We start from the raw sequence: 19,545 nt of genomic DNA on the forward strand, positions 1-19,545 counted from the left end.
TCGGTTCATCACAATTTGATTTTTATGATATTTACAAATTGTGATGAACCGATGAAATAATGGGTGGATTATCGTATAAGATAGAACTAAAGGAGGGATTCAAATGAGACGCGGCACAAAGGAGCTCTTGACCTATTTATTGTTGAACCATCATGTAGATGTCGCCCAGGTTTCTGAGAATTTAGATCAAACACGAGAAGAAATTAAGAGCTATATTGAGGAAATAAATCAATCTTTAAAATCAGAGTCCATTTGGATGGATCAACAGATGATTTCGATGACAGAGCGTTGCCGAGAGTGTTGTTATCGACTTTTAACGGAGAAGGAACAGCAACTATTTTCTTATTATGAGGCGAACTTGCGGCGGCAACTTATTATGATTCAGCTACTCATGGATGGGCGTTATTTGTCACTACAAGCGTTAGCCGATTATGTTTATGTCAGCAAAAATACGATGCTTAGCGATTTCAAACACATTAAGTCAGAACTACACCAGCTACAAATACAGCTTGACTATTCGAGGAAAGCTGGTTACGCGATCTCTGGTTCTGAATTCCTTATTCGTAACTTACTTGGAAAGCTCATTCGTGATGTCATTAAAACGCCTTATGGCAAGTTCATTCTTGATGAAAAGAAGTTGATTATGGTCAGTGAGGTATTTTTATTAAAAAAGCGACTGGAGAAAATCGAGACGGACCTCCAAATAACGTTTACAGATGAGCAACTAGAGGAGTTACCATACATTCTTTTCGGTATTGTTAAGCGTGCAGAAATTACGAATATCACATGGTCTTTTAAAATTGAGAAATATGATATCAAAAATACACGCGAATATCCGATTATCAAAGAAATGTTTTGGGGATATGACTTCTTGAACGAGACGGATTTGCTTTACTTATCGTTACAGGTCTTGGCGTCAAATCTTGTTGAATCGGCGCTACTTTTTTCAGATAGCGAGGAAATTGCTTTTGCAGTGGATGATTTTACGGCGCGACTGGAGAACCATTTTGCAACGGAAATCATTCGTAAAGGAGAATTCAAAGAGAAGGTGATGTTGCATATTAGACCCGCAATTTATCGTAATTTACTAGGATTCCAAATAAATAATACATTAACGGAACAATTTATTGCGGAGTATACGACAACGTTCCGAATTGTCGAAAAAGCCTCAGCGCCGTTTGTGGCATTGGTTGGACATAAGTGGTCTAAAGAGGAAATGGTCTACTTATCTATGATTGTGCTTGGCTGGATGTATCAAACGGAAGAAACCGAGCAGAAAGTTTTCAAAGCCGCGATATTATGCCAAAGCGGCACGTCCATTTCGAAATTATTATTGGAGAATTTGAAAGGGATGTTCCCTACGATTGATTTTCAAGGCGCATTTGCGGTACGTCAGTTGGCCCAGGTGGAGCAAGATGTGGACTTTCTTTTCACAACAGTACCAATTCAGACAGATGTTACGGTATTTGTGGTACCTTCCATATTGGACAAAGCGAGTCGTAAGCTATTGCGATGCCAAGTCGAAAAAACGATTGATTTGGATATTGAAAAGAAGACAAGAGTGCTTATGGCGATGCTCCGTGATTCGATTCCATCGGAGAATATTCCTAGGGTGACAGAGCAGTTAGAGCGCTTCTTTGGACAAAAAGAGTTTGAGGAACAGTCCGTGGATATGCTTGATACGTTGCGGTTAGAAGCTCAGAATATCTGCATTTGGGAAGAGGCTATGCGCTGGAGTGAGCTAGTTATTAGTGCTTTTATGCCGTTATATCGACGTGGAAGTGTGACACAGAATTATATCACGACCTGCGAAATGATTTTTTATGAGAATTATCAGCATATGGTGATTGGACCAGGAATCTACTTGCCTCACGCCAAGCCGCAAGCGGGTGTACAGAGGGCGGATATTCAGCTGCATATTGTCAAACGCGGCATCCTTAATCCAAGCGGAGAAAAGGTACAAATGATGGTTGCCTTAGCGCCATCGAGACGGAATCGGCATATTCCATTGCTTTTAAAAATGAATGAGGTCTTCCTAGAACCGGAGAAGTTACAGTTTATTTTAACATCAGAAAATAGGACAGAGATTGCAGAAATGATTGAGAGGGGTTGATTTCGTTGGATTTTGATGATTTATTCCAGGAGGATTTCACATTAATGGGCGGCGAGTTCGAAAGTCGAGAAGAACTTTTTACGGAGGTAGCCACGATTTTAGAGCAGAAGGATTACGTGACGCCGTCTTTTTGTGAAGCGATTATAGAGAGAGAGAAAGTTTTTCCGACTGGACTTGAAATGAACGGGATAGTTATTGCCATTCCGCATACAGATACGGTGCACGTGAAACGACCATTTGTATTTGTGAGTCAACTTCGCAAACCGCTAGATTTTATTCAAATGGGCACGACGGATAAAGGGATTGCTGTAGAGATGGTTTTTGTGTTGGGGATTTGTGATCCTGCGTCTCAAGTGCCTTTATTAGCAAGCATTATGGAACGCTTTACGCAAGCTCAATTTATAGCGGGGTTAAGAGAGAAGCAGAGTAAAGAAGCATTGATAGATTTTCTGAAATTACAATTTGGAAGGATGATGAAAGGATGAAAAAAGTAATCGTAGCTTGTGGTTCAGGCGTTGCAACGAGTCAAACAGTGGCGTCAAAAGTAGAACGTATTTTGAAAGAACGCGGTGTACGAGCGAATGTCGAGGCGGTAGATATCAAGTCGCTTGATCAGCATATTCGTACGAGTGATGCGTACGTGGCCATTACGAAAGCAAATAAGGAGTACAATATTCCAACGCTTAATGGTATTGCTTTTTTAACAGGAATGGGCATGGAAGAGGAAGTAGAGAAGTTGATTGATGCGTTAAAATAATACATTGAAAACAGGGAGAGTGGCAAAATGGGATCATTACAATCTGTTGTAGAATTTATTTTGAATTTAGGGGCAGCTGTTTTTGTACCGGCTTTGATGATTATTATCGGTTTGATTGTGCGGATGAAGGTTAAGGATGCGGTCAGTGCTGGGATAATTTTAGGTGTTGCATTTCTTGGTATGAACATCGTGATTGGTTTCATGATTGAGGCTCTGACGCCGGCAGCGCAAGGTTTAGCGGAGCGGACAGGGATAGAGTTGACAATTTTAGATGGTGGCTGGACGTCAATGGCGACGCTTGCTTGGGCTTGGCCGCTCGCATTTTTGATGTTTCCTCTGCAGTTGGGGATTAATGCGATTATGCTTGTTTTTAACGCGACGAAAACGCTGAATGTAGATTTATGGAATGTATGGGGTAAAATTTTGACAGCCGTTTTGATTGTTGGAGTGACGCATAATGTGTATCTGGCGTTTGCTGTTGCCGCAGTTCAAGTTGTTGTCGAGTTGATTTTGTGTGATGCGAACCAAAGACAAATTCAGGAACTCAATGGGATTCCAGGGGTTACGGTTTCGCATAGTATGATGATTTTCTGCGTGGTGCTGATGCCGATTGATTGGTTACTTAAGAAAATTCCTGCTTTGCGCAAAGATATGGATGCGAATGCGCTTAAAGATAAGATTGGAATTTTTGCAGAAAACCATGTGATGGGATTCATTGTTGGGGCCTTGCTAGGGATTGCTGCGGGTTATGATGTGGCGAAAACATTGATGCTAGCGATGCAAGCTGCTGCGGCCTTAACGCTATTTCCGATGGTTGCTAAACTATTTATGCAAGCCTTATCACCGTTATCTGATGGCATTTCGGACTATATGAAGAAACGTTTTAAAGATCGCGAGCTTTTTATTGGTCTGGATTGGCCAATTCTAGCTGGATGTAGTGAGGTTTGGGTGGCGATTGTTATTATGGTGCCGGTAACGCTAATTTTTGCGTTGATTTTACCTGGAAACGGCGTATTACCTTTTGCAGGTATTCTGAATATCTCACTTTGCGCACCAGCCCTTGTTGTGACGGGTGGAAACTTGTTACGCATGATTATTCTCGGCGTTATTACCACACCCGTTTTTCTGTATGTGGCTACGTTTTTCGCTGGAACAATCACGGATTTAGCAAATTCAACAAAAGCGATTTCCTTGAAAACGGGGCAAGAAATCACGTGGAGCACGATTGAATATCCTGTTTTCCGCTTTATCATGGCGGAGGCTAGTAAATTCTCGATTATCGGGTTGTTGCTATTAGCAGGATGGATTGTACTACTCATTTTCTATGTAAAAGTAATGCGCAAACGAACAGCAGAATTGGAGCAATTAGGATGATCTATACGATAACACTAAATCCTGCAATTGATCAGCTATTATTTGTAAAACGAGACGTCAAAAAACGGCAAGCAAACCGGATTATTCGAAGTGAATGGGATTGTGGTGGTAAAGGGTTGCATGTTTCAGGCGTTCTTAGTAAATTTTCAATAAAAAATGAAGCACTTGGTATTGTAGGATCGCAAAACAGAGCTCAGTTATACGGAATCTTATCTGAAAAGCAAATTGCACATGATTTTTTAGTGCAACAGGGCGAGCAGACAAGAACGAGTTTTGTCATTATTAGTGAGGAATCAAGTGGCAGTATTATGATGCCAGAAGCTGGATTTGCTATTAGCGATGCGAACAAGATAGCGCTTCTAGAACAAATCCGACAAAAAGTGACGCAAGAAGATATTGTTGTTATTGCAGGCTCGCCACCGCCAGAATTCACGTTAGCAGACTTTGAGACGCTTTTGCAAACGGTGAAGGCGACAGGCTGTTTCTTAGCTTGTGATGTATCAGGAGAATATTTGCGATTGGCAGCGATGCTTGGTGTTGACTTCCTTAAACCAAATGAGCATGAAATTCAAGCTATTCTTGTGGATGAGGCGGCAGCATTAACAGAAAATATGCGTGAACTGGCGAAAAATATTCGATATCTTGTTGTTTCGTTAGGACAGCATGGCTCCTATTGTGCGCATGATGAAAAGGTATATCGCGTGATTGCTCCACCAGTCACCGAAAAAAGTGATACAGGAGCTGGCGACTGTTTTGTGGGGGCGTTCATTGCAGGGATTTCCGAGCATTTACCGCTACCAGAAATTTTAAAGCGCGCAACAGGTTGTTCGGCAAGCAAGGTGATGCACGCGGATAGTTCGACATTTAGTCTGGTTGAAGCAGAAATTTTGAAAGAGCAAGTGACCATAATCGAAGTTGAGGAGATGTGAGGAGAATATGTTATACCAAAAAGAACGCGAAGATTTAGCAAAAGTAGTGAAGGTCATGTTTGATCGGTTTGAAACGAATGCAGCGGGTGGGAATGTCTCGGTACGAATGAATGAGCAACATATTATTATGACACCGACATTGATGAGCCAGGCGAAGTTATGCGACTTATCGGCCTATGAAATTCTCGTGGTGAACAATAATAATGAAGTAGTAGAGGGTGACGGGAGGGTGACACGCGAAATCAATTTACACCGGGCCTGTTATACGGAAAATCCTGAAGTTGGCTGTGTTTTGCATGCGCATCCAAAAGAATCGATGTTATTCGCGACGCTTGGCATGGAGCTGCCGAATTTAACAGAAGCAACACAAAAATTAGGCACGATTCCAACGCTCGATTTCGCGCCAGCAACAAGTCCAGAGCTGGCAGAGATTGTACGCACCCATGTGATTGAATTAGGTGAAGCAGCTGTTCCGAGTGCTAGTTTACTTAACAAACACGGTATCGTTGTGCTGGATACTAGTCTGCATAAGGCCTTTGATTTGCTGGAACGCATCGAGTATAATGCTTACATCGCAGCAAAGGCACTCGTTTTCGATGCGCTTAATATTAAGAAACTGGAACACGATTTGGCTTTAAACTACAATTTAGAGGAGTAGGTAGCTATGGATAAAGTTTTTTTCAATGGCAGTCTATTTATTGGAGCACTCATGCTACTCATTGGTATTTTCAAAGATTCGCTTCTTTTGACAGCAACAGCTCTGATCTTCGCTATTATCGCGCAACATTTTTATCGTAAAAAATATCCAAAACGAAATCGGAGCTTCAAAGAATTATTGGTGAATCAGAGAGATATCAGAAAGTAGTGAAAAGAGCTAGAAAAATCGAGCGTGTACTTGATTTTTCTAGCTCTATTTTTGTATTTCTTTGCCATAGAATAACTACTATTTGGATGTAAATAGTTACCAAAACGAACTTGACAAAAACACAAAAATACAGTACGACTATATTCGCTTAAAATCATTGTTTCTGAACGGATTTGTAAGGTTATTTTTGATCAAAATATCAAAATCTGCAACTGTGCAAAACGATGATGGATGGCTTAATTAATGGAAGAATTTATCTAAGGAAGGTATGGGCAATGACGATTAAATTAAATAGACCAACGAATGCACTCCAAGGTGGCTCTTACCGCAATGCACTCAATCAAAATTGGGATATGCTTGAAAAATGGATGGCTGAAAATGGGATCAAGGAGTTAAGTGATTTTCTAGCGAATACTTCAACGATTGGCGGTGGGCGTCATGACACTACTTTTGACACGAATACAAGCTTAGGTGCTTTAAGAGCGATTATCGAGTACATTCGCATGAACTATCCTGGAACGGAAATATATTTGTTTACGCCACTGCAAAATGCAACGCGTGACATGGACAAACACGAGGTAATCACCAATGGAATCATAGCTATTGCTGACATATATAGTTTGCCTCGCCTAGATTTATTTAGAATGTCAGGACTCGGAAAATATACGTATGAATTATATACGCACGATGGTTTACACCCGAATAATGAAGGATTCCATATGATTGGGAAGCGGATTGTTCGAATGATGGAATCCAGTTAATAGATTTTAGCAAAACATAAATTGTACAAATTTTTACTAAATTATCGAAAAACATCGAATGGATTACAATCGATGTTTTTTTGCTTTATGCGGATTATTGGATGAAGTATTCAGGCAGTAGCTTCGGAGTTGTTAAACACTTCTCATTCGGATAGATTGCTAGCAGGACTCTTTATCAATTCTTAAACAAATCTTTCTTATTTTCCGTATCTCAAATCTTTTTCCGCCTCCCATTCTGTGCTATAATGGCAAGTATAAGCATTTTGAAAGGCTTATACTATTACAGAAGCAACAAAATGAAAGACGACTGCTTTTTTGAAAATGGAGGCGAATTTATGACCATTCCAGACGGATCGATTTTGCATTATTTAGCAAATGTGATTGATATTTTAGTAGTATGGTTCGTTATTTATAAATTGATTATGTTGATCCGTGGAACAAAGGCGGTACAGCTTTTAAAAGGTATTTTTATCATTGTGGTCGTAAAAATTGTTAGTAGTTTTTTAGGGCTCCAAACAGTGGAATGGATTACGGATCAGGTGTTGACTTGGGGATTTTTAGCTATTATTATTATATTCCAGCCCGAGTTACGCCGAGCGCTTGAAACGCTTGGGCGCGGTAGCTTTATTTCAAAAGCAGGGTCGAAACGTGAGAAGGAGCAGCAATATCTCATTGACTCCATCGAGAAATCCGTTAGTTATATGGGAAAACGTCGAATTGGTGCTCTGATTTCCATTGAGCGCGGAACAGGTCTTGATGATTATATCGAGACGGGGATTTCGCTGGATGCAGACATTTCTTCCCAGTTATTAATCAATATTTTTATTCCAAATACACCGCTTCACGATGGTGCGGTAATCATCAAAAATAATAAAATCGCAGCCGCCGCCGGATATTTGCCACTTTCTGATAGTCCATTTCTTTCAAAAGAACTTGGAACACGGCATCGGGCAGCGCTTGGAATCAGTGAAGTCACGGATAGCATAACTGTTGTTGTATCTGAGGAAACAGGCGGTATTTCGATCACTAAAGGTGGCGAGCTTTTCCGTGAAGTAACGCCAGAGCGATTGCATGAAATTTTAGAACATGAATTAGTTGTGCCAATGCAAAAGAAACCGTCCATTTTCAGTAAGTGGAAAGGAGGCGGTGAGAAATGATGGATCGCATTTTAACAAATAAGTGGTCGGTTCGGATTATTTCGCTCATTTTTGCGGCGATTCTATTCACGTCTGTTACCGCCACAAGCACCAGTGTAACGAATGTCACGGACGGCGTTTATGTCGATGTCATCAACAATGTGCCGGTCGAGGTATATTACGATAAGGACAATATGAATGTCACGGGCGTTCCTGATACGGTAGATGTGACTGTCAGCGGTCCCAAAGGCCTCGTGCAGCTAGCCAAGACACAGCCTAATATCATCGCTTACATTGACCTTACCAACGCAAAAGCAGGGACTCAAAGCGTCAAAATCAAGGTAAAAAACTTATCTGATCGTTTGAAAGCGACTGTCAACCCACCAACCGCCAAAGTGACGCTAGCAGAGAAAATGACGAAGAAATATTCCGTCGATGTCGAATTAAATAAATCAGTAATTGCAGATGGTTATCAAGCAGGAAACGTCAAAACAGATCCAAAAAGAGTCTCGATTACAGCTTCCAAAGAAATTTTAGATCAGATTGCGTATGTGAAAGCGACTGTTTCCGATGAAAAAGACCAAAAAAGTGACTTCACAACGAAGGCTACCATCAGCGCTTTTGACGCGAATCTAAATAAACTAGACGTCGAAATCGATCCAGGTGAAGTAGAAGTAGACGTGCCAGTTTCCAAAATAGGCAAGACGGTTCCGCTACGGTTTCAGCAAAGCGGTAATCCGGCAGATAAAACGGTGACTATTACAAGCATCACTTCCGATGACGAGAAAGTAACGGTCATTGCACCGGAATCAGTTACAGACAAGATTGAGCAAATTACGATTCCGATTGATGTGACGCAAACGACAGCCGATAAAACAATTGAAGTCTCCGTACCTGTTCCAACTGGCGCAACATCTGTCACGCCGGCCACTGTGAAAGTGAAAATAACGACTGGAAAAAAGCAGAGTGACCAGAGTTCTAATGGAGCAAGTGAGGGCAATGGTCAGACTTCAGAGGAAAGTCCGGATGTAACCACGCCGGATACTGGAACAGATAACGAAACAGACAAGGACAAAGAAGAGGACAAGACAGATACAGAGGATACGACGAAGCAAAGCTCAACAGAATTTACGGATATCCCGATTAGCATCATTGGTCTCGTTAATTCAGAAAGTTTCAATACAGCATTTATCGATCCGGCAAGTGGAAAAGTTAATATAACGATAAGCGGTCAAAAAAAAGAAGTAGACGCGCTTGGACGAAATGATTTCAATGTCGTAGCAGTTATGTCAAATCTACAAGATGGCACGCATACGATTCCACTAGCTGTCCACGGATTAGCATCTAATTTTACATTCACACTGTCGCAATCGAAAGCTGAAATACAGGTTACCAAAAAGGTTGCAGATGCATCAGCCCCAGTTTTAAACTAATTATTAGCCCGATGAAAACCGCATTAAAAGCCAATTCATCGGGCATTTACATACGATTAGGTGTAAAAAAGATTAAAAAAAGGTATAATAAAAAGATACACGAATCAAACGTTGGTCTACATGGCGTTACAGTAGGGGTTAAATGGAAAAACATATAGGGAAATAAGCATGGCCAACCTCTTAATGAAGAAGGAGCGAATTATAAAATGGGTAAATATTTTGGTACTGACGGTGTTAGAGGAATTGCAAATAAAGAGTTATCTCCAGAATTAGCGTTTAGACTAGGGCGATTTGGAGGATATATACTAACGAAGCATGTTGGGGAACACCCGAAAGTTTTAGTAGCGAGAGATACAAGAATATCTGGGGAAATGCTAGAATCGGCTTTAATCGCAGGTCTTGTTTCAGTAGGCATTGAAGTAATGCGTCTAGGCGTTATCTCGACGCCAGGTGTGGCTTATTTAACGAAGGCACAAGGAGCTGCAGCGAGTGTTATGATCTCGGCTTCGCATAATCCGGTAGAAGATAATGGCATCAAGTTCTTCGGTTCGGATGGTTTTAAATTGTCGGATGATCAAGAACTAGAAATAGAAGCCTTACTTGATGGAGCGAGTGATGAATTACCACGCCCAAGTGACGCAGGTCTAGGTACAGTGAGTGATTATTTCGAAGGCAAACAAAAATACTTACAATATCTAAAACAATCAGTAGACGGAGATTTTTCCGGCTTGCATGTCGCTTTAGATTGTGCGCATGGCGCGACGTCATCGCTTGCAACACACTTATTTGCTGATTTAGATGCAGATACAAGTTCCATGGGGGCGTCTCCAAATGGACTGAATATCAATGCTGATGTCGGTTCTACACACCCCGAGAAATTATCGGAATTTGTGAAAGAAAAAGAAGCACACGTCGGTCTAGCTTTTGATGGCGATGGTGACCGTGTTATTGCAGTAGATGAGAATGGCGAAATTGTTGATGGTGACAAAATCATGTTCATCTGTGCGAAACATCTGAAAGCGCAAGGTCGTTTGACAAATAATACAATCGTATCTACGGTTATGAGTAACTTAGGATTTTATAAAGGCTTAGAAGAGCTTGAAATCAAAGCGATTCAAACAGCAGTTGGCGATCGTTATGTGGTAGAAGCGATGCGTGAGGGTAGCTACAGTCTAGGTGGCGAGCAATCTGGACATATCGTATTCTTAGATTACATCACAACGGGTGACGGCCTATTAACAGGTATCCAATTAGTAAATGTGATGAAAGAAACTGGGAAGAAATTATCCGAATTAGCAGCTGAAATGCAAACCTTCCCGCAAAAATTAGTCAATATCCGTGTGACTGATAAAAATGGTGTTACTGAAAATGCTAAAGTTCATGCAGCGATTTCCGCGGTAGAAGCAGAAATGAATGGAAATGGTCGTGTGTTGGTACGCCCTTCAGGGACAGAGCCACTTGTTCGCGTTATGGTAGAAGCGGCTTCTGCTGAGGATACAGAGCGCTTTTGTGATAGTATAGCGAATGTTGTCATCTCCGAAATGGGGCTCTCGGCGGAGTGATAAGCGCTCATCTCCGTCGTTAAAGCCTGTGCGCCGATGCTCACGTACAGTCGTACGTTCCGCTTCGGTGCTGGGCTTTGCCTAGGGGCTAAGCACTTCTCACTCCGCCGAGGTTTCGCGGGGATTCTGATGAGTAGGTGGTTCTGGGTGACTAGAAATGGGATAGAGACGGGCATTTTTTTGCTCGTTTTTCTGTTTTATTAGGGGGGATTTTTTGAAAAGGTATATGGTTATTTTGCTTACGGTTGTGACTTTGGCGCTTTTTGTTGTTGGGGTGCAGTTGATTGTGGATACGCATGCGAAAAATTTGGCGGATACGAAGGCGGAGGCGAATGAGCAGCCGATGCGCAATATTACGAATAGCCAGATGAAGGGGATTTTGGCGGAGAAGAAGACGGGGTATGTCTATGTTGGTCGGCCGACTTGTCCTGATTGTGAGCCTTTTCGGAAGAGGCTTGTGAGTGCGCTTGAAGCAACTGATAGGCAGGCTTTCTATTATAATACGGATAAGGCGAGGGAGGCTGACAAGAACTATACGGCGATTATTAAGCAAATGGGTGTGAAGGTGGTTCCAACGCTTATTTATTATACACGCGGCCTGGAAACGGATCGTTATCGTGGCGATTTGGATGATGAGACGCAAATCAAAGAATGGCTTGCGAATCAAAAATAGAGTATCAAACTAGAACTGAAAAACTCAGTCATAGTTTGACACTCTATTTTTGTGTTTTATCAGTCGTTCGTACGTGGTGTACGGTGTATTTCTAATTGTTCGCGCAGTTTTAGAATATCTAAAATAACAGTTGGTTTTGGCTTCAATCGGATAATGCCTTGTTCTCGGAGCTTTTGTAGTTCCACGTTGGCGCGGGTTCTTGGTACTTGCGAAACGAGCGCTAAATGGTTTTGCGTAATGCCGCGTGGGAAACTGATGCCGTCATCGGTCTTAATACCAACTGTGTTTGCGATGTAAAGTAGGGCCGAAATCAGTCTGCGGCGCGGGTCGTGATGGGCGATTTCGATTAAAGCATTGCGTTCATGCACTTGATTATAACCATCAAAATACAGGAACCAGAAGCCATCTGAATCTGTTTGGAACAGGCGAAGAATATCATTGCGGTTATAAATCCGGATTTTGGTGTCACGTAAGGCAGTTACATTAAATTGAAAAGGCGAGTCCAGCAAGAAGTTTGCGCTTCCGAACCACGTATTACTATTCAGAAAACGAGTGATGACTGGCAACTTGTCTGAATTCGTCATACTAAATGAAATAAGTCCAGAATCTACTATGTAGAAATGGGAATCTATTTTTCCTTCCTCTACAATCAGCTCGTTCTTTTTAAAACTCGCCGTTTTGTGTGGAATGTTCATCTCGGTAATCTTTTCAATTAATTTCTCTCCATTAAAATTCTTTACTAAGTCAGCAACATACATAATTTAAATTCCCCTTCTCTTTAACGATTGGTCTTACTTCCTATTATAAAGATTTTTCAAAATAAAAAAAGTCATAAATTATACTTTCAAGCATAAAACTTAGTATAATATGTTACAGTTTTATGAATTTGTTAAAAAAATTCGCGTAAACTAGGGAATATAAGGAAAAATCAATTTTCATTTATAAGAAATTTTAGCACAATTTGGTCTTGTGCAAGAATACCGTTTTCAAAAATAGGTTCTGAATAATGTTGTGTAAAATAATTTGGAATAATCTCAACCATCCGAAAACCAGCTTTTTGATAGAATGCTAGTGCTTGAATACTTGAATTGGCCGTTTTGACAAGGAGAGTGGATTGATTCAGTTCACTAGCGTATGTAATAGCATACTGTAAAAGCTTTTTACCATAATTTTTGTTTTGATAGGCGGGCAACACAGCAATATTGATAATTTCTGAGCAATCTTCCTTGTTTTGTATACAAACAACGCCGCATATGCACTCGCTCTCTATAAGTAGAAACACGTCAGATTGAAAAAAATAGCGGTTGACTTCCTCTTGATCTGGATCAGCCAAAAGTAAGACTTCATAAGGTATTATATCACACTCTGTCCATTTTTTAATTTTCATCAGAGCACCTCCAATATTATAGTAGCAAGGAATGTAAGAAAAGACAATAGAAATGGGAATTGTATAGTATAAAAGTTTCGGGTTAATACTATCTTAATCTGGTTGATATTGTTTTGGTGCTTATAGGGTTATTTGCTCTGAAAATGGATATATAGCTTTTTATACATAAAATAATTTTGAAAATACCTGAAACGAGTCTATATTAACCTTTTGTAGGGAAATAAAAGAAAATGTTCACAAAAAGTTCACAGATAGAATCGACAAACATTGGTTCTTTTTTGCTATAATGGCAATATAGCCCATACGGCTATGCTATACCACAAGACCTAAAAAATAAAAAGGAGTTGAATGACATGTCAGGACAAATTAGAATGAGCCCTGCTGAACTTCGTGACCGTTCAAAAACATACGGTCGCAAAGGACAAGACATCGAACAAATTTTAAGAGAATTAGAGCAATTGCAAGAACAATTGCGTAGTGAATGGGAAGGGGAAGCGTTCCGTAAATTTGATGATCAATTCTCGCAATTGAAACCAAAAGTAACGGATTTCTCTAACTTAATGCACCAAATCGAGCAACAACTAGCGAAAACAGCAAACGCAGTCGAAGAAAACGATGCCAACCTATCACGCAATTTCGGCTTGAATTAAAGCTTTACCATTTGGGAATTGCATGAAGCATACATATTACATCTTTGTGCAGTTGCTATTTTAGGCCGTACAGCGTGATGTACGGCCTTTTTAATTTTTAGATTGAAAAGGAGATGGAAGAACCATGTCAGGACAAATTAGAATGAGCCCAGCAGAATTACGTGATCGTTCGAAAACATACGGTCGCAAAGGGCAAGACATCGAACAAATCTTAAGAGAATTAGAGCAGTTGCAAGAGCAATTGCGCAGTGAATGGGAAGGGGAAGCATTCCGTAAATTTGATGATCAATTCTCACAATTGAAACCAAAAGTAACGGATTTCTCTAACTTGATGCACCAAATCGAGCAACAATTGGCGAAAACAGCCAACGCAGTGGAAGAAAACGATGCGAACCTATCGCGTAATTTTGGCTTGAACTAAGGAAAACAAGATGCTGGGGCTTTTTTCGGGCCTCAGTGTTTATTAATTTGGAAATTCGAAGTTGGGAGACTTCTTACATATAAAAAACAACGGGAGTGGATACAAGTGAAAAAAATAAAGTGGAGCGTGTTGGCTTTTTTAGTGCTGGCTTTGCTTCTTTCGGCTGGGACGTCGTATTTGGCGTTGGAACAAAATGCAGCGAAAAAAGAAGATAGCGCCGAAACAAAGAAAATGTCTATTGCTCTTGTCAATGACGATATTGGATACAGAACTACTGATGGGGAACGAATTGATTTTGGTGATAAATTTACGGCTAAGGTTTTGAAGCAAACGGATCATAAATGGGCGACAACTTCTAGTGGATTTGCAGAGAATGGCTTGAAAAATCGGGTATACGATATGATTATCTTTATTCCAACCAATTTTTCGGAAGCGGCGATGTCTATGACGTCAGCAAACCCAGAAAAAGTGAAGATTACGTATCGTATTAGTGAGACGGGAAATAAAGATGTAACGGCTGAGGCTGAACGCGCGGCTGCGAAAGTTTTAGAAGATTTTAATAAAGAAATTATCGATGTTTATTTTGCGAGCATTCTTACAAATCTTCATGGTGCGCAAGATAGTATTAAGAAACTGGTGGACAAAGAGGAGACGTATGGTTCGGTGTATAATACGAACGTGAATTCACCGTTGTCTAACTATACGCAACAGTTTAAAACGGTGCAGGATTATACAGGCATGTCTAAAGATAGTTTTAAAGGTTTGCAGGATATTTTAAAAGGGTTTGGAACGAAATTGATGGAAGGCACGAAGGTGAACGAGACTTATTTTCAGTCTTTAGAAAAGCTTGCGAAGAATCAGGAAGCGAATGCACTTGTTTCGAAATCGTTTGCTGAACAAATGTCGAATAATGATACGGCGATGTCAACGGCGGATGTATCGGAACAACTCTCTAATCTGAAAAGTTCTAATGATGCGATTTTTAAGCAGTTTCAGAAGATGGAAGAGGAGCGGACATTATCGGTGCAGGTGGATAGTGTGCAGCGGTATTTGGATGCGGTGAACGAGCAGGTTGCCATGATAAACACGGAAGTTACCACAAAAATGGGTGAGAGCTTGCGTGGCAGTGTGGAAGGGGATTTGCAGCAATATATCTCGAACGAGGGGAACCGGACGATCACGCTGGATGAATTGACGGACAAGACGCTGAATGATCGATTTAACAAAGAGATGCAGAACCTCATGCAAGAGATTCCGAATTATGATGCCTATTTGTTAAAAGATGACGCGAGTGCCGAAGAAAGAGCGGTTTACAAGGAATTGCGCAATGTCATTGAGATAGCGAGAAGGTACATTAGCTCTAATTCAGGCGATTGGTCTGAAGGTTTGCTAAACAAGTCGAAGGAATTTCCAAAGTATGAGACCGTTGAAAATGCGCTTGATAAATTAAAACAGAAGAAGATTGATGAACTTAGAACATATGAAGATTACTATATTTATAAATTTAGTCAAGATTTTCAAATGGAAAAGTCACAAGAAGTAGGCAATGAACAAAGCTTAGTTTTTAAACTGCCCGATGGATTTGCGATGCCTAATGGTGAGGCGGATTTTGCGGCTAAGCTTACCAGAGCTGATGGGAGTTATATTTCCAATACAGTTACCTACAGTGAAAACGACGGAACGTGGACGATAAAAATAGACCCCGATGAAACGAATCCGGATGTATTGATTCCAAATGAGCCACCACTGGATTTGCATTTGTCAATGGACCTTTTTATTAAAGCAGATGCGCTTACAAACCCGGAAGGTGCAACGTTTGATTTGTTTGCTCCGATTGGTCTGGAAATGACTAATATTGAGATGGGAGAAGAAATGACAGATCCAGGAAGCGAAGGCGATCCAAATGATCCGTCTAACCCACCTGTCCCGCCTACTTTTGAACCGAAAGTTGTTAAAGAGAATAAAATCGAGCTGGGACCGGAGTATATTATTACAGCCACAGAACGTGATGAGGCAATTAAGTCTGTACAAGTAACGATCGGTGCCATCGAGAAAGATACGACGATTCTTGCGGATGATGTGGCTGCCTATGTCAAACCTTATTATAAATTATCGGAGCTTTTCAAGACGTATTATGGTATTGATGCTCGGGTAACGCCCTTAGATTTGGAAGGGAAATCGTTGACGGAATATGCGGCTGGGAAGAAGAATTCGTATTACTATCAGTTTAATATAGAAGACCGGATTGCGATGATGGTAGCTTTGATTACGGATAATGTGACGAGTTTTATTCATCGAGATTTGGAGACTTTCCAACAACAAGTTGCGGAGTCGCAAACGCGTACAGCGATTACGAAAGAAAATGCGAATGTACTGACGGAGCGCTTGAATGAAACGACGACGCAAGCAGCGACAATGAATGCAAGCGTTGCGGAAACGCTCAAAAACGTGGAGGCATGGCGCAAAGCGAGCTTGGAGTTGCTGGATAAGGGCGGGATTGTCATCACAAATAGTGGCGATGAGAAGTCCGCGACAATGTCTTTAGGAAGTGAATTTAGTGGATTGCTTTCGCAGAGTAAGTCGCTAGCTGATTCTTCTAAAACAAATCTGAACTCGGCTGATAATGTCTACAAAACGTTTGATGCGATCGATAAGCAAGCGAAAAATATTCAAAATAGCGGGCTAGGAATTGTGACGCAAGCTCAAAAACTGTCAGCAAACATGGCCAATAAATTAGTAACGGATCAGGATTTTGCTTCTAATTTTGCGACGATGATGGAGAATAGTCGTGTTGGTGGCAACCGCACAAATGAGAAGTTGCTCAATTTCTTGAGTAGTCCAGTGGAGAAGGAAAAAGGCTTAACGATTGCGGCTGGGGATACTTTTACACCGTATTTGATTGTGTTGGTCTGCTTTATCGTGGCTTTATTTACGGGTTATGTGATTGCGGCGCAGGAGCGAAAACGCAAACAAGAGGATGATTTTGCGGAAGAGATGGCGCTGGCGTATCAGAATACACCGATCACGTTAATGACGGTTGGCATTGGGTTGATTGAGGGTGCGATTATTGGTGCGATTTCAGCTTACTTCTTGGAGATGAAGGGCGTTATTTTCGTATCTTGGATGGGAATTATTATTCTGATTGTGTTGGTTTTCGTGTTGATCGCAACGTACTTGTTACGCCAATTACGCATGATGGGGATGTTTTTACTGCTCATTATTTTAGCGATGTACTTGTTCTTGACGGAAGCAGTCGGACTTAAAATCGACCAAGATTCCATGTTAGCGACGATTCGTTCGTTCTCACCATTGCAATACATCGAAAATTTATTAAACGGATTTGTCAGTCGAACGGATGACTGGCTTGTGATTATGTATAGTTTGATTGGTGTTGCGGTTCTTGGCATCGTTGTGAACTTGTTCGTTTGGCACCGTAGTAAACAAGATGGGGGAAATGATGATGAAGCGTAAAAAAAGCGTTATTTCCGTGCTTTTGATGGGAACGTTATTATGGATTCCAGTTGGTGTTTTGGCAGCGGAAAATGACGATTCGTACCTAGGTAATGATGGGAAAATGGAAATGCAACTGGACCGGGCGACAAAAACGGCGGATGAGAAAAACGCGGAAATGGACACGGAGCAAACCGAACTTGAAAAATTGGGAATCACGTTGTTCACGCCTGATGCGGAGAGAAATGCTGCGGCGATAAAGGCGCAAGAAAAGAAAGAAATGGACGATGTGAAGAATTCGCTTTTTACTGGTGAGTCAACAAAGGATAACTCTGTGCAAGTGATGAAAGCGTCTTTGTTTACGGAGAAAGAGGACGCGGCGGCATCGAGTGAAACCGCGGCGCTAGGCCAGAATGAACCTGAAAAAGAGAGCAAGACGATTTGGTGGGTTTTATCGGGGGTTGTTTTGGCGGTTGCTGCGCTGCTTTATACGGTTGTTCGAAAAGTATGGGAATAAAGAGAGGAAGATAGGAATGGCGCAAGATACGCATATTAATGTCACGATAAATTTTACGAAGTGGGGCGGACGGATTCATGATTTGCGAATCCCGAAGCACCAACCGGTTAAGGCGTTGTTGCTGAATTTGGTGGAGACGCTGAAATTGGCGCAGCCGAACATGTCGCATTGTGCGATTAAGGTGGCGAATAAGGAATTGTTGTTGACGGATGATGATAAGTTGACGGATTTTCAGATTACAGACGGGGACATCATTGAAATTTTATAAAAGGGAGAATGGGTAGACATGATAACGAGAAAGATAATGGTAGATGCGATGGAATATAATTTTCAGATAGATGGGACGGCGTGGCAGGTTGATTTTTCGAAGTCGCAAACGAGGGTGAAGGATGTTCGCCAATTGGCTTTGTTGAAGGAGAATTCGACGTTTTTTGTGGCGGCTGATTTCGAGGATAAGGGCGATGCGTTGTCGTTTACATTCGATACGGCTGGCAAAACGACATGGGATGATTTGCGCGGATTGGAACGGAATGATAAATTGCGGGCAATTGGTAATGTGGCGCGGTTTTCAGAGTTATTGAAGACGCGATTCACGTTTTTCTTACATCCGGAGAATATGGTTTTTGATGTGAATCAGATGCCGTTTTTAGTGTACCGCGGGATTCGTGATGTGTTGCCGCCGTATACGATGACGGAAGAGAAGTTTTTGAAGCAGTATAAATGTTTGATCGTGGCGCTGTTTTCGAAAAAGTATTCGTTTGATGAGCTGATTTCGGGATCGCTGGATAATGCGAAGGGGACGAGTTTTGAGCGGAGTATTATTGAGGCCAAGGATTTAGCGACGATCGAGGAGATTTTGGCGGAGAGTTATACGAAGGAAACGGCGGCTGTGAATCGGAAAATGACGCTGGTGCAACGGAAGAATTATCGTTTGTTTAAAGGGCTGACGATTGGATTTATTATCGCGACGCTTGTTTTGGCGGTTCCGGTTGCTTATTTTGCTTTTGTAAAAGTGCCGTTCCAAGAGACGTTGCTGAGCGCGAATGAGGCGTTTATTGCGGATGATTATGGAAAAGTGACGGAAACGTTGCGCGATGTGGACCCGACGAAATTACCGCAAGCGAGCAAGTTTGAATTGGCGAAATCGTACGTGGAAAGCGCGAAATTGAGCGATGTTCAGAAGAAGACGGTCTTGCAAAAAACGACGCTGAAATCGCCGGAAGAGTATTTGTTGTACTGGATTTATGATGGTCAAGGGGAACTGACGAAGGCGAACGATATTGCGCTAACGAGGAAAGAGAATGATTTGCAAATATACAATTTAGCGAGACAGATTGAGCAATTGGACGCGGATACGGACATGAAGGCTTCTACTCGAAACGAGAAGCAAGAGGCGCTCAACGACAAAATTAAGAAGATAAAAGAGAATGAAGCGAAGACAAAAGAGGATATCGCGAAAGAGGAAGCGAATCAAAAAGAACAAGACAAAGCGCAAGCAACATCGGAGGTAGAGTAGG

The 19,545-nt window shown here is 41.4% G+C and carries 20 protein-coding genes; 18 read left to right on the forward strand and 2 right to left on the reverse strand.

Translation table 11 applies throughout. The annotated features are described in order from the left end of the window. Positions 1-103 precede the first annotated feature (103 nt). The 12 genes from DUK53_RS09015 to DUK53_RS09070 all read left to right on the forward strand — a co-directional run bounded on the left by DUK53_RS09015 (position 104) and on the right by DUK53_RS09070 (position 11,603). Positions 104-2,113 carry a BglG family transcription antiterminator gene (locus DUK53_RS09015; protein ID WP_036129856.1) on the forward strand — a complete coding sequence of 670 codons (2,010 nt, stop codon included), beginning with the start codon at positions 104-106 and terminating at the stop codon, positions 2,111-2,113. A 5-nt stretch (positions 2,114-2,118) separates the two neighbouring features. Then, a complete protein-coding gene (locus DUK53_RS09020) occupies positions 2,119-2,598 on the forward strand; it encodes a PTS sugar transporter subunit IIA (protein ID WP_036129859.1) in 480 nt (159 codons plus the stop codon). Further along, a complete protein-coding gene (locus tag DUK53_RS09025) occupies positions 2,595-2,870 on the forward strand; it encodes a PTS sugar transporter subunit IIB (RefSeq protein WP_036129861.1) in 276 nt (91 codons plus the stop codon). Before DUK53_RS09020 ends, DUK53_RS09025 begins: the two co-directional genes overlap by 4 nt. Positions 2,871-2,897: 27 nt before the next feature. After that, the gene (locus DUK53_RS09030; protein WP_036088822.1) at positions 2,898-4,244 is read left to right on the forward strand and encodes a PTS galactitol transporter subunit IIC; all 1,347 of its coding nucleotides are present in this window, start codon (positions 2,898-2,900) and stop codon (positions 4,242-4,244) included. Continuing rightward, positions 4,241-5,173: a 1-phosphofructokinase family hexose kinase gene (locus DUK53_RS09035; RefSeq protein ID WP_036088824.1), complete on the forward strand. Its 933-nt coding sequence runs from the start codon at positions 4,241-4,243 to the stop codon at positions 5,171-5,173. The genes DUK53_RS09030 and DUK53_RS09035 overlap by 4 nt, the downstream gene beginning before the upstream one ends. A gap of 7 nt (positions 5,174-5,180) precedes the next feature. Beyond that, positions 5,181-5,831, forward strand: a complete 651-nt coding sequence (locus DUK53_RS09040) for a class II aldolase/adducin family protein (RefSeq protein WP_036129863.1) — start codon at positions 5,181-5,183, stop codon at positions 5,829-5,831. Between the two features lie 6 nt (positions 5,832-5,837). Continuing rightward, positions 5,838-6,038, forward strand: coding sequence for a hypothetical protein (locus DUK53_RS09045; RefSeq protein WP_036088827.1), 201 nt, complete (start codon positions 5,838-5,840; stop codon positions 6,036-6,038). A gap of 275 nt (positions 6,039-6,313) precedes the next feature. Then, positions 6,314-6,799 carry an SGNH/GDSL hydrolase family protein gene (locus tag DUK53_RS09050; RefSeq protein WP_036129864.1) on the forward strand — a complete coding sequence of 162 codons (486 nt, stop codon included), beginning with the start codon at positions 6,314-6,316 and terminating at the stop codon, positions 6,797-6,799. Positions 6,800-7,134: 335 nt separating this feature from the next. Next, positions 7,135-7,956: a diadenylate cyclase CdaA gene (cdaA, locus tag DUK53_RS09055; protein ID WP_036129867.1), complete on the forward strand. Its 822-nt coding sequence runs from the start codon at positions 7,135-7,137 to the stop codon at positions 7,954-7,956. Then, positions 7,953-9,368, forward strand: a complete 1,416-nt coding sequence (locus DUK53_RS09060) for a CdaR family protein (RefSeq protein ID WP_036129869.1) — start codon at positions 7,953-7,955, stop codon at positions 9,366-9,368. Before cdaA ends, DUK53_RS09060 begins: the two co-directional genes overlap by 4 nt. Positions 9,369-9,574: 206 nt before the next feature. Further along, positions 9,575-10,930 carry a phosphoglucosamine mutase gene (gene glmM / locus DUK53_RS09065; protein ID WP_036129872.1) on the forward strand — a complete coding sequence of 452 codons (1,356 nt, stop codon included), beginning with the start codon at positions 9,575-9,577 and terminating at the stop codon, positions 10,928-10,930. Positions 10,931-11,144: 214 nt separating this feature from the next. Beyond that, a complete protein-coding gene (locus tag DUK53_RS09070) occupies positions 11,145-11,603 on the forward strand; it encodes a thioredoxin family protein (protein ID WP_052171319.1) in 459 nt (152 codons plus the stop codon). Between the two features lie 59 nt (positions 11,604-11,662). Here DUK53_RS09070 and DUK53_RS09075 read toward each other — a convergent pair whose 3' ends face one another. Beyond that, a complete protein-coding gene (locus DUK53_RS09075; protein WP_036088837.1) occupies positions 11,663-12,361 on the reverse strand; it encodes a Crp/Fnr family transcriptional regulator in 699 nt (232 codons plus the stop codon). Positions 12,362-12,531: 170 nt separating this feature from the next. Next, entirely contained in the window at positions 12,532-12,990 is a 459-nt protein-coding gene (locus DUK53_RS09080; RefSeq protein WP_036088839.1) for a GNAT family N-acetyltransferase, read from the reverse strand. Between the two features lie 353 nt (positions 12,991-13,343). Here DUK53_RS09080 and DUK53_RS09085 point away from each other — a divergent pair, with 353 nt between their 5' ends. From DUK53_RS09085 to essB, 6 genes are all read left to right on the forward strand, one after another. Further along, on the forward strand, positions 13,344-13,640 hold the full coding sequence (locus DUK53_RS09085) for a WXG100 family type VII secretion target (protein ID WP_036073328.1): 297 nt from the start codon (positions 13,344-13,346) through the stop codon (positions 13,638-13,640). 124 nt (positions 13,641-13,764) lie between these two features. Next, complete coding sequence (locus DUK53_RS09090) at positions 13,765-14,061, forward strand: WXG100 family type VII secretion target (protein ID WP_036073328.1); 297 nt, start codon at positions 13,765-13,767, stop codon at positions 14,059-14,061. 105 nt (positions 14,062-14,166) lie between these two features. Beyond that, positions 14,167-17,532 (forward strand): type VII secretion protein EsaA, encoded by a 3,366-nt coding sequence (gene esaA, locus DUK53_RS09095; RefSeq protein WP_161564234.1) that lies wholly within the window; start codon positions 14,167-14,169, stop codon positions 17,530-17,532. Then, a complete protein-coding gene (gene essA, locus DUK53_RS09100) occupies positions 17,522-18,028 on the forward strand; it encodes a type VII secretion protein EssA (RefSeq protein ID WP_052164784.1) in 507 nt (168 codons plus the stop codon). The genes esaA and essA overlap by 11 nt, the downstream gene beginning before the upstream one ends. Positions 18,029-18,044: 16 nt before the next feature. Continuing rightward, positions 18,045-18,296, forward strand: coding sequence for an EsaB/YukD family protein (locus DUK53_RS09105; RefSeq protein ID WP_036058791.1), 252 nt, complete (start codon positions 18,045-18,047; stop codon positions 18,294-18,296). Positions 18,297-18,314: 18 nt separating this feature from the next. Further along, entirely contained in the window at positions 18,315-19,544 is a 1,230-nt protein-coding gene (gene essB / locus DUK53_RS09110; RefSeq protein ID WP_036129876.1) for a type VII secretion protein EssB, read from the forward strand. Position 19,545 lies beyond the last annotated feature (1 nt).

Source organism: Listeria sp. SHR_NRA_18, from assembly GCF_003856515.1.
Taxonomy (GTDB): Bacteria; Bacillota; Bacilli; order Lactobacillales; family Listeriaceae; genus Listeria_A; species Listeria_A newyorkensis.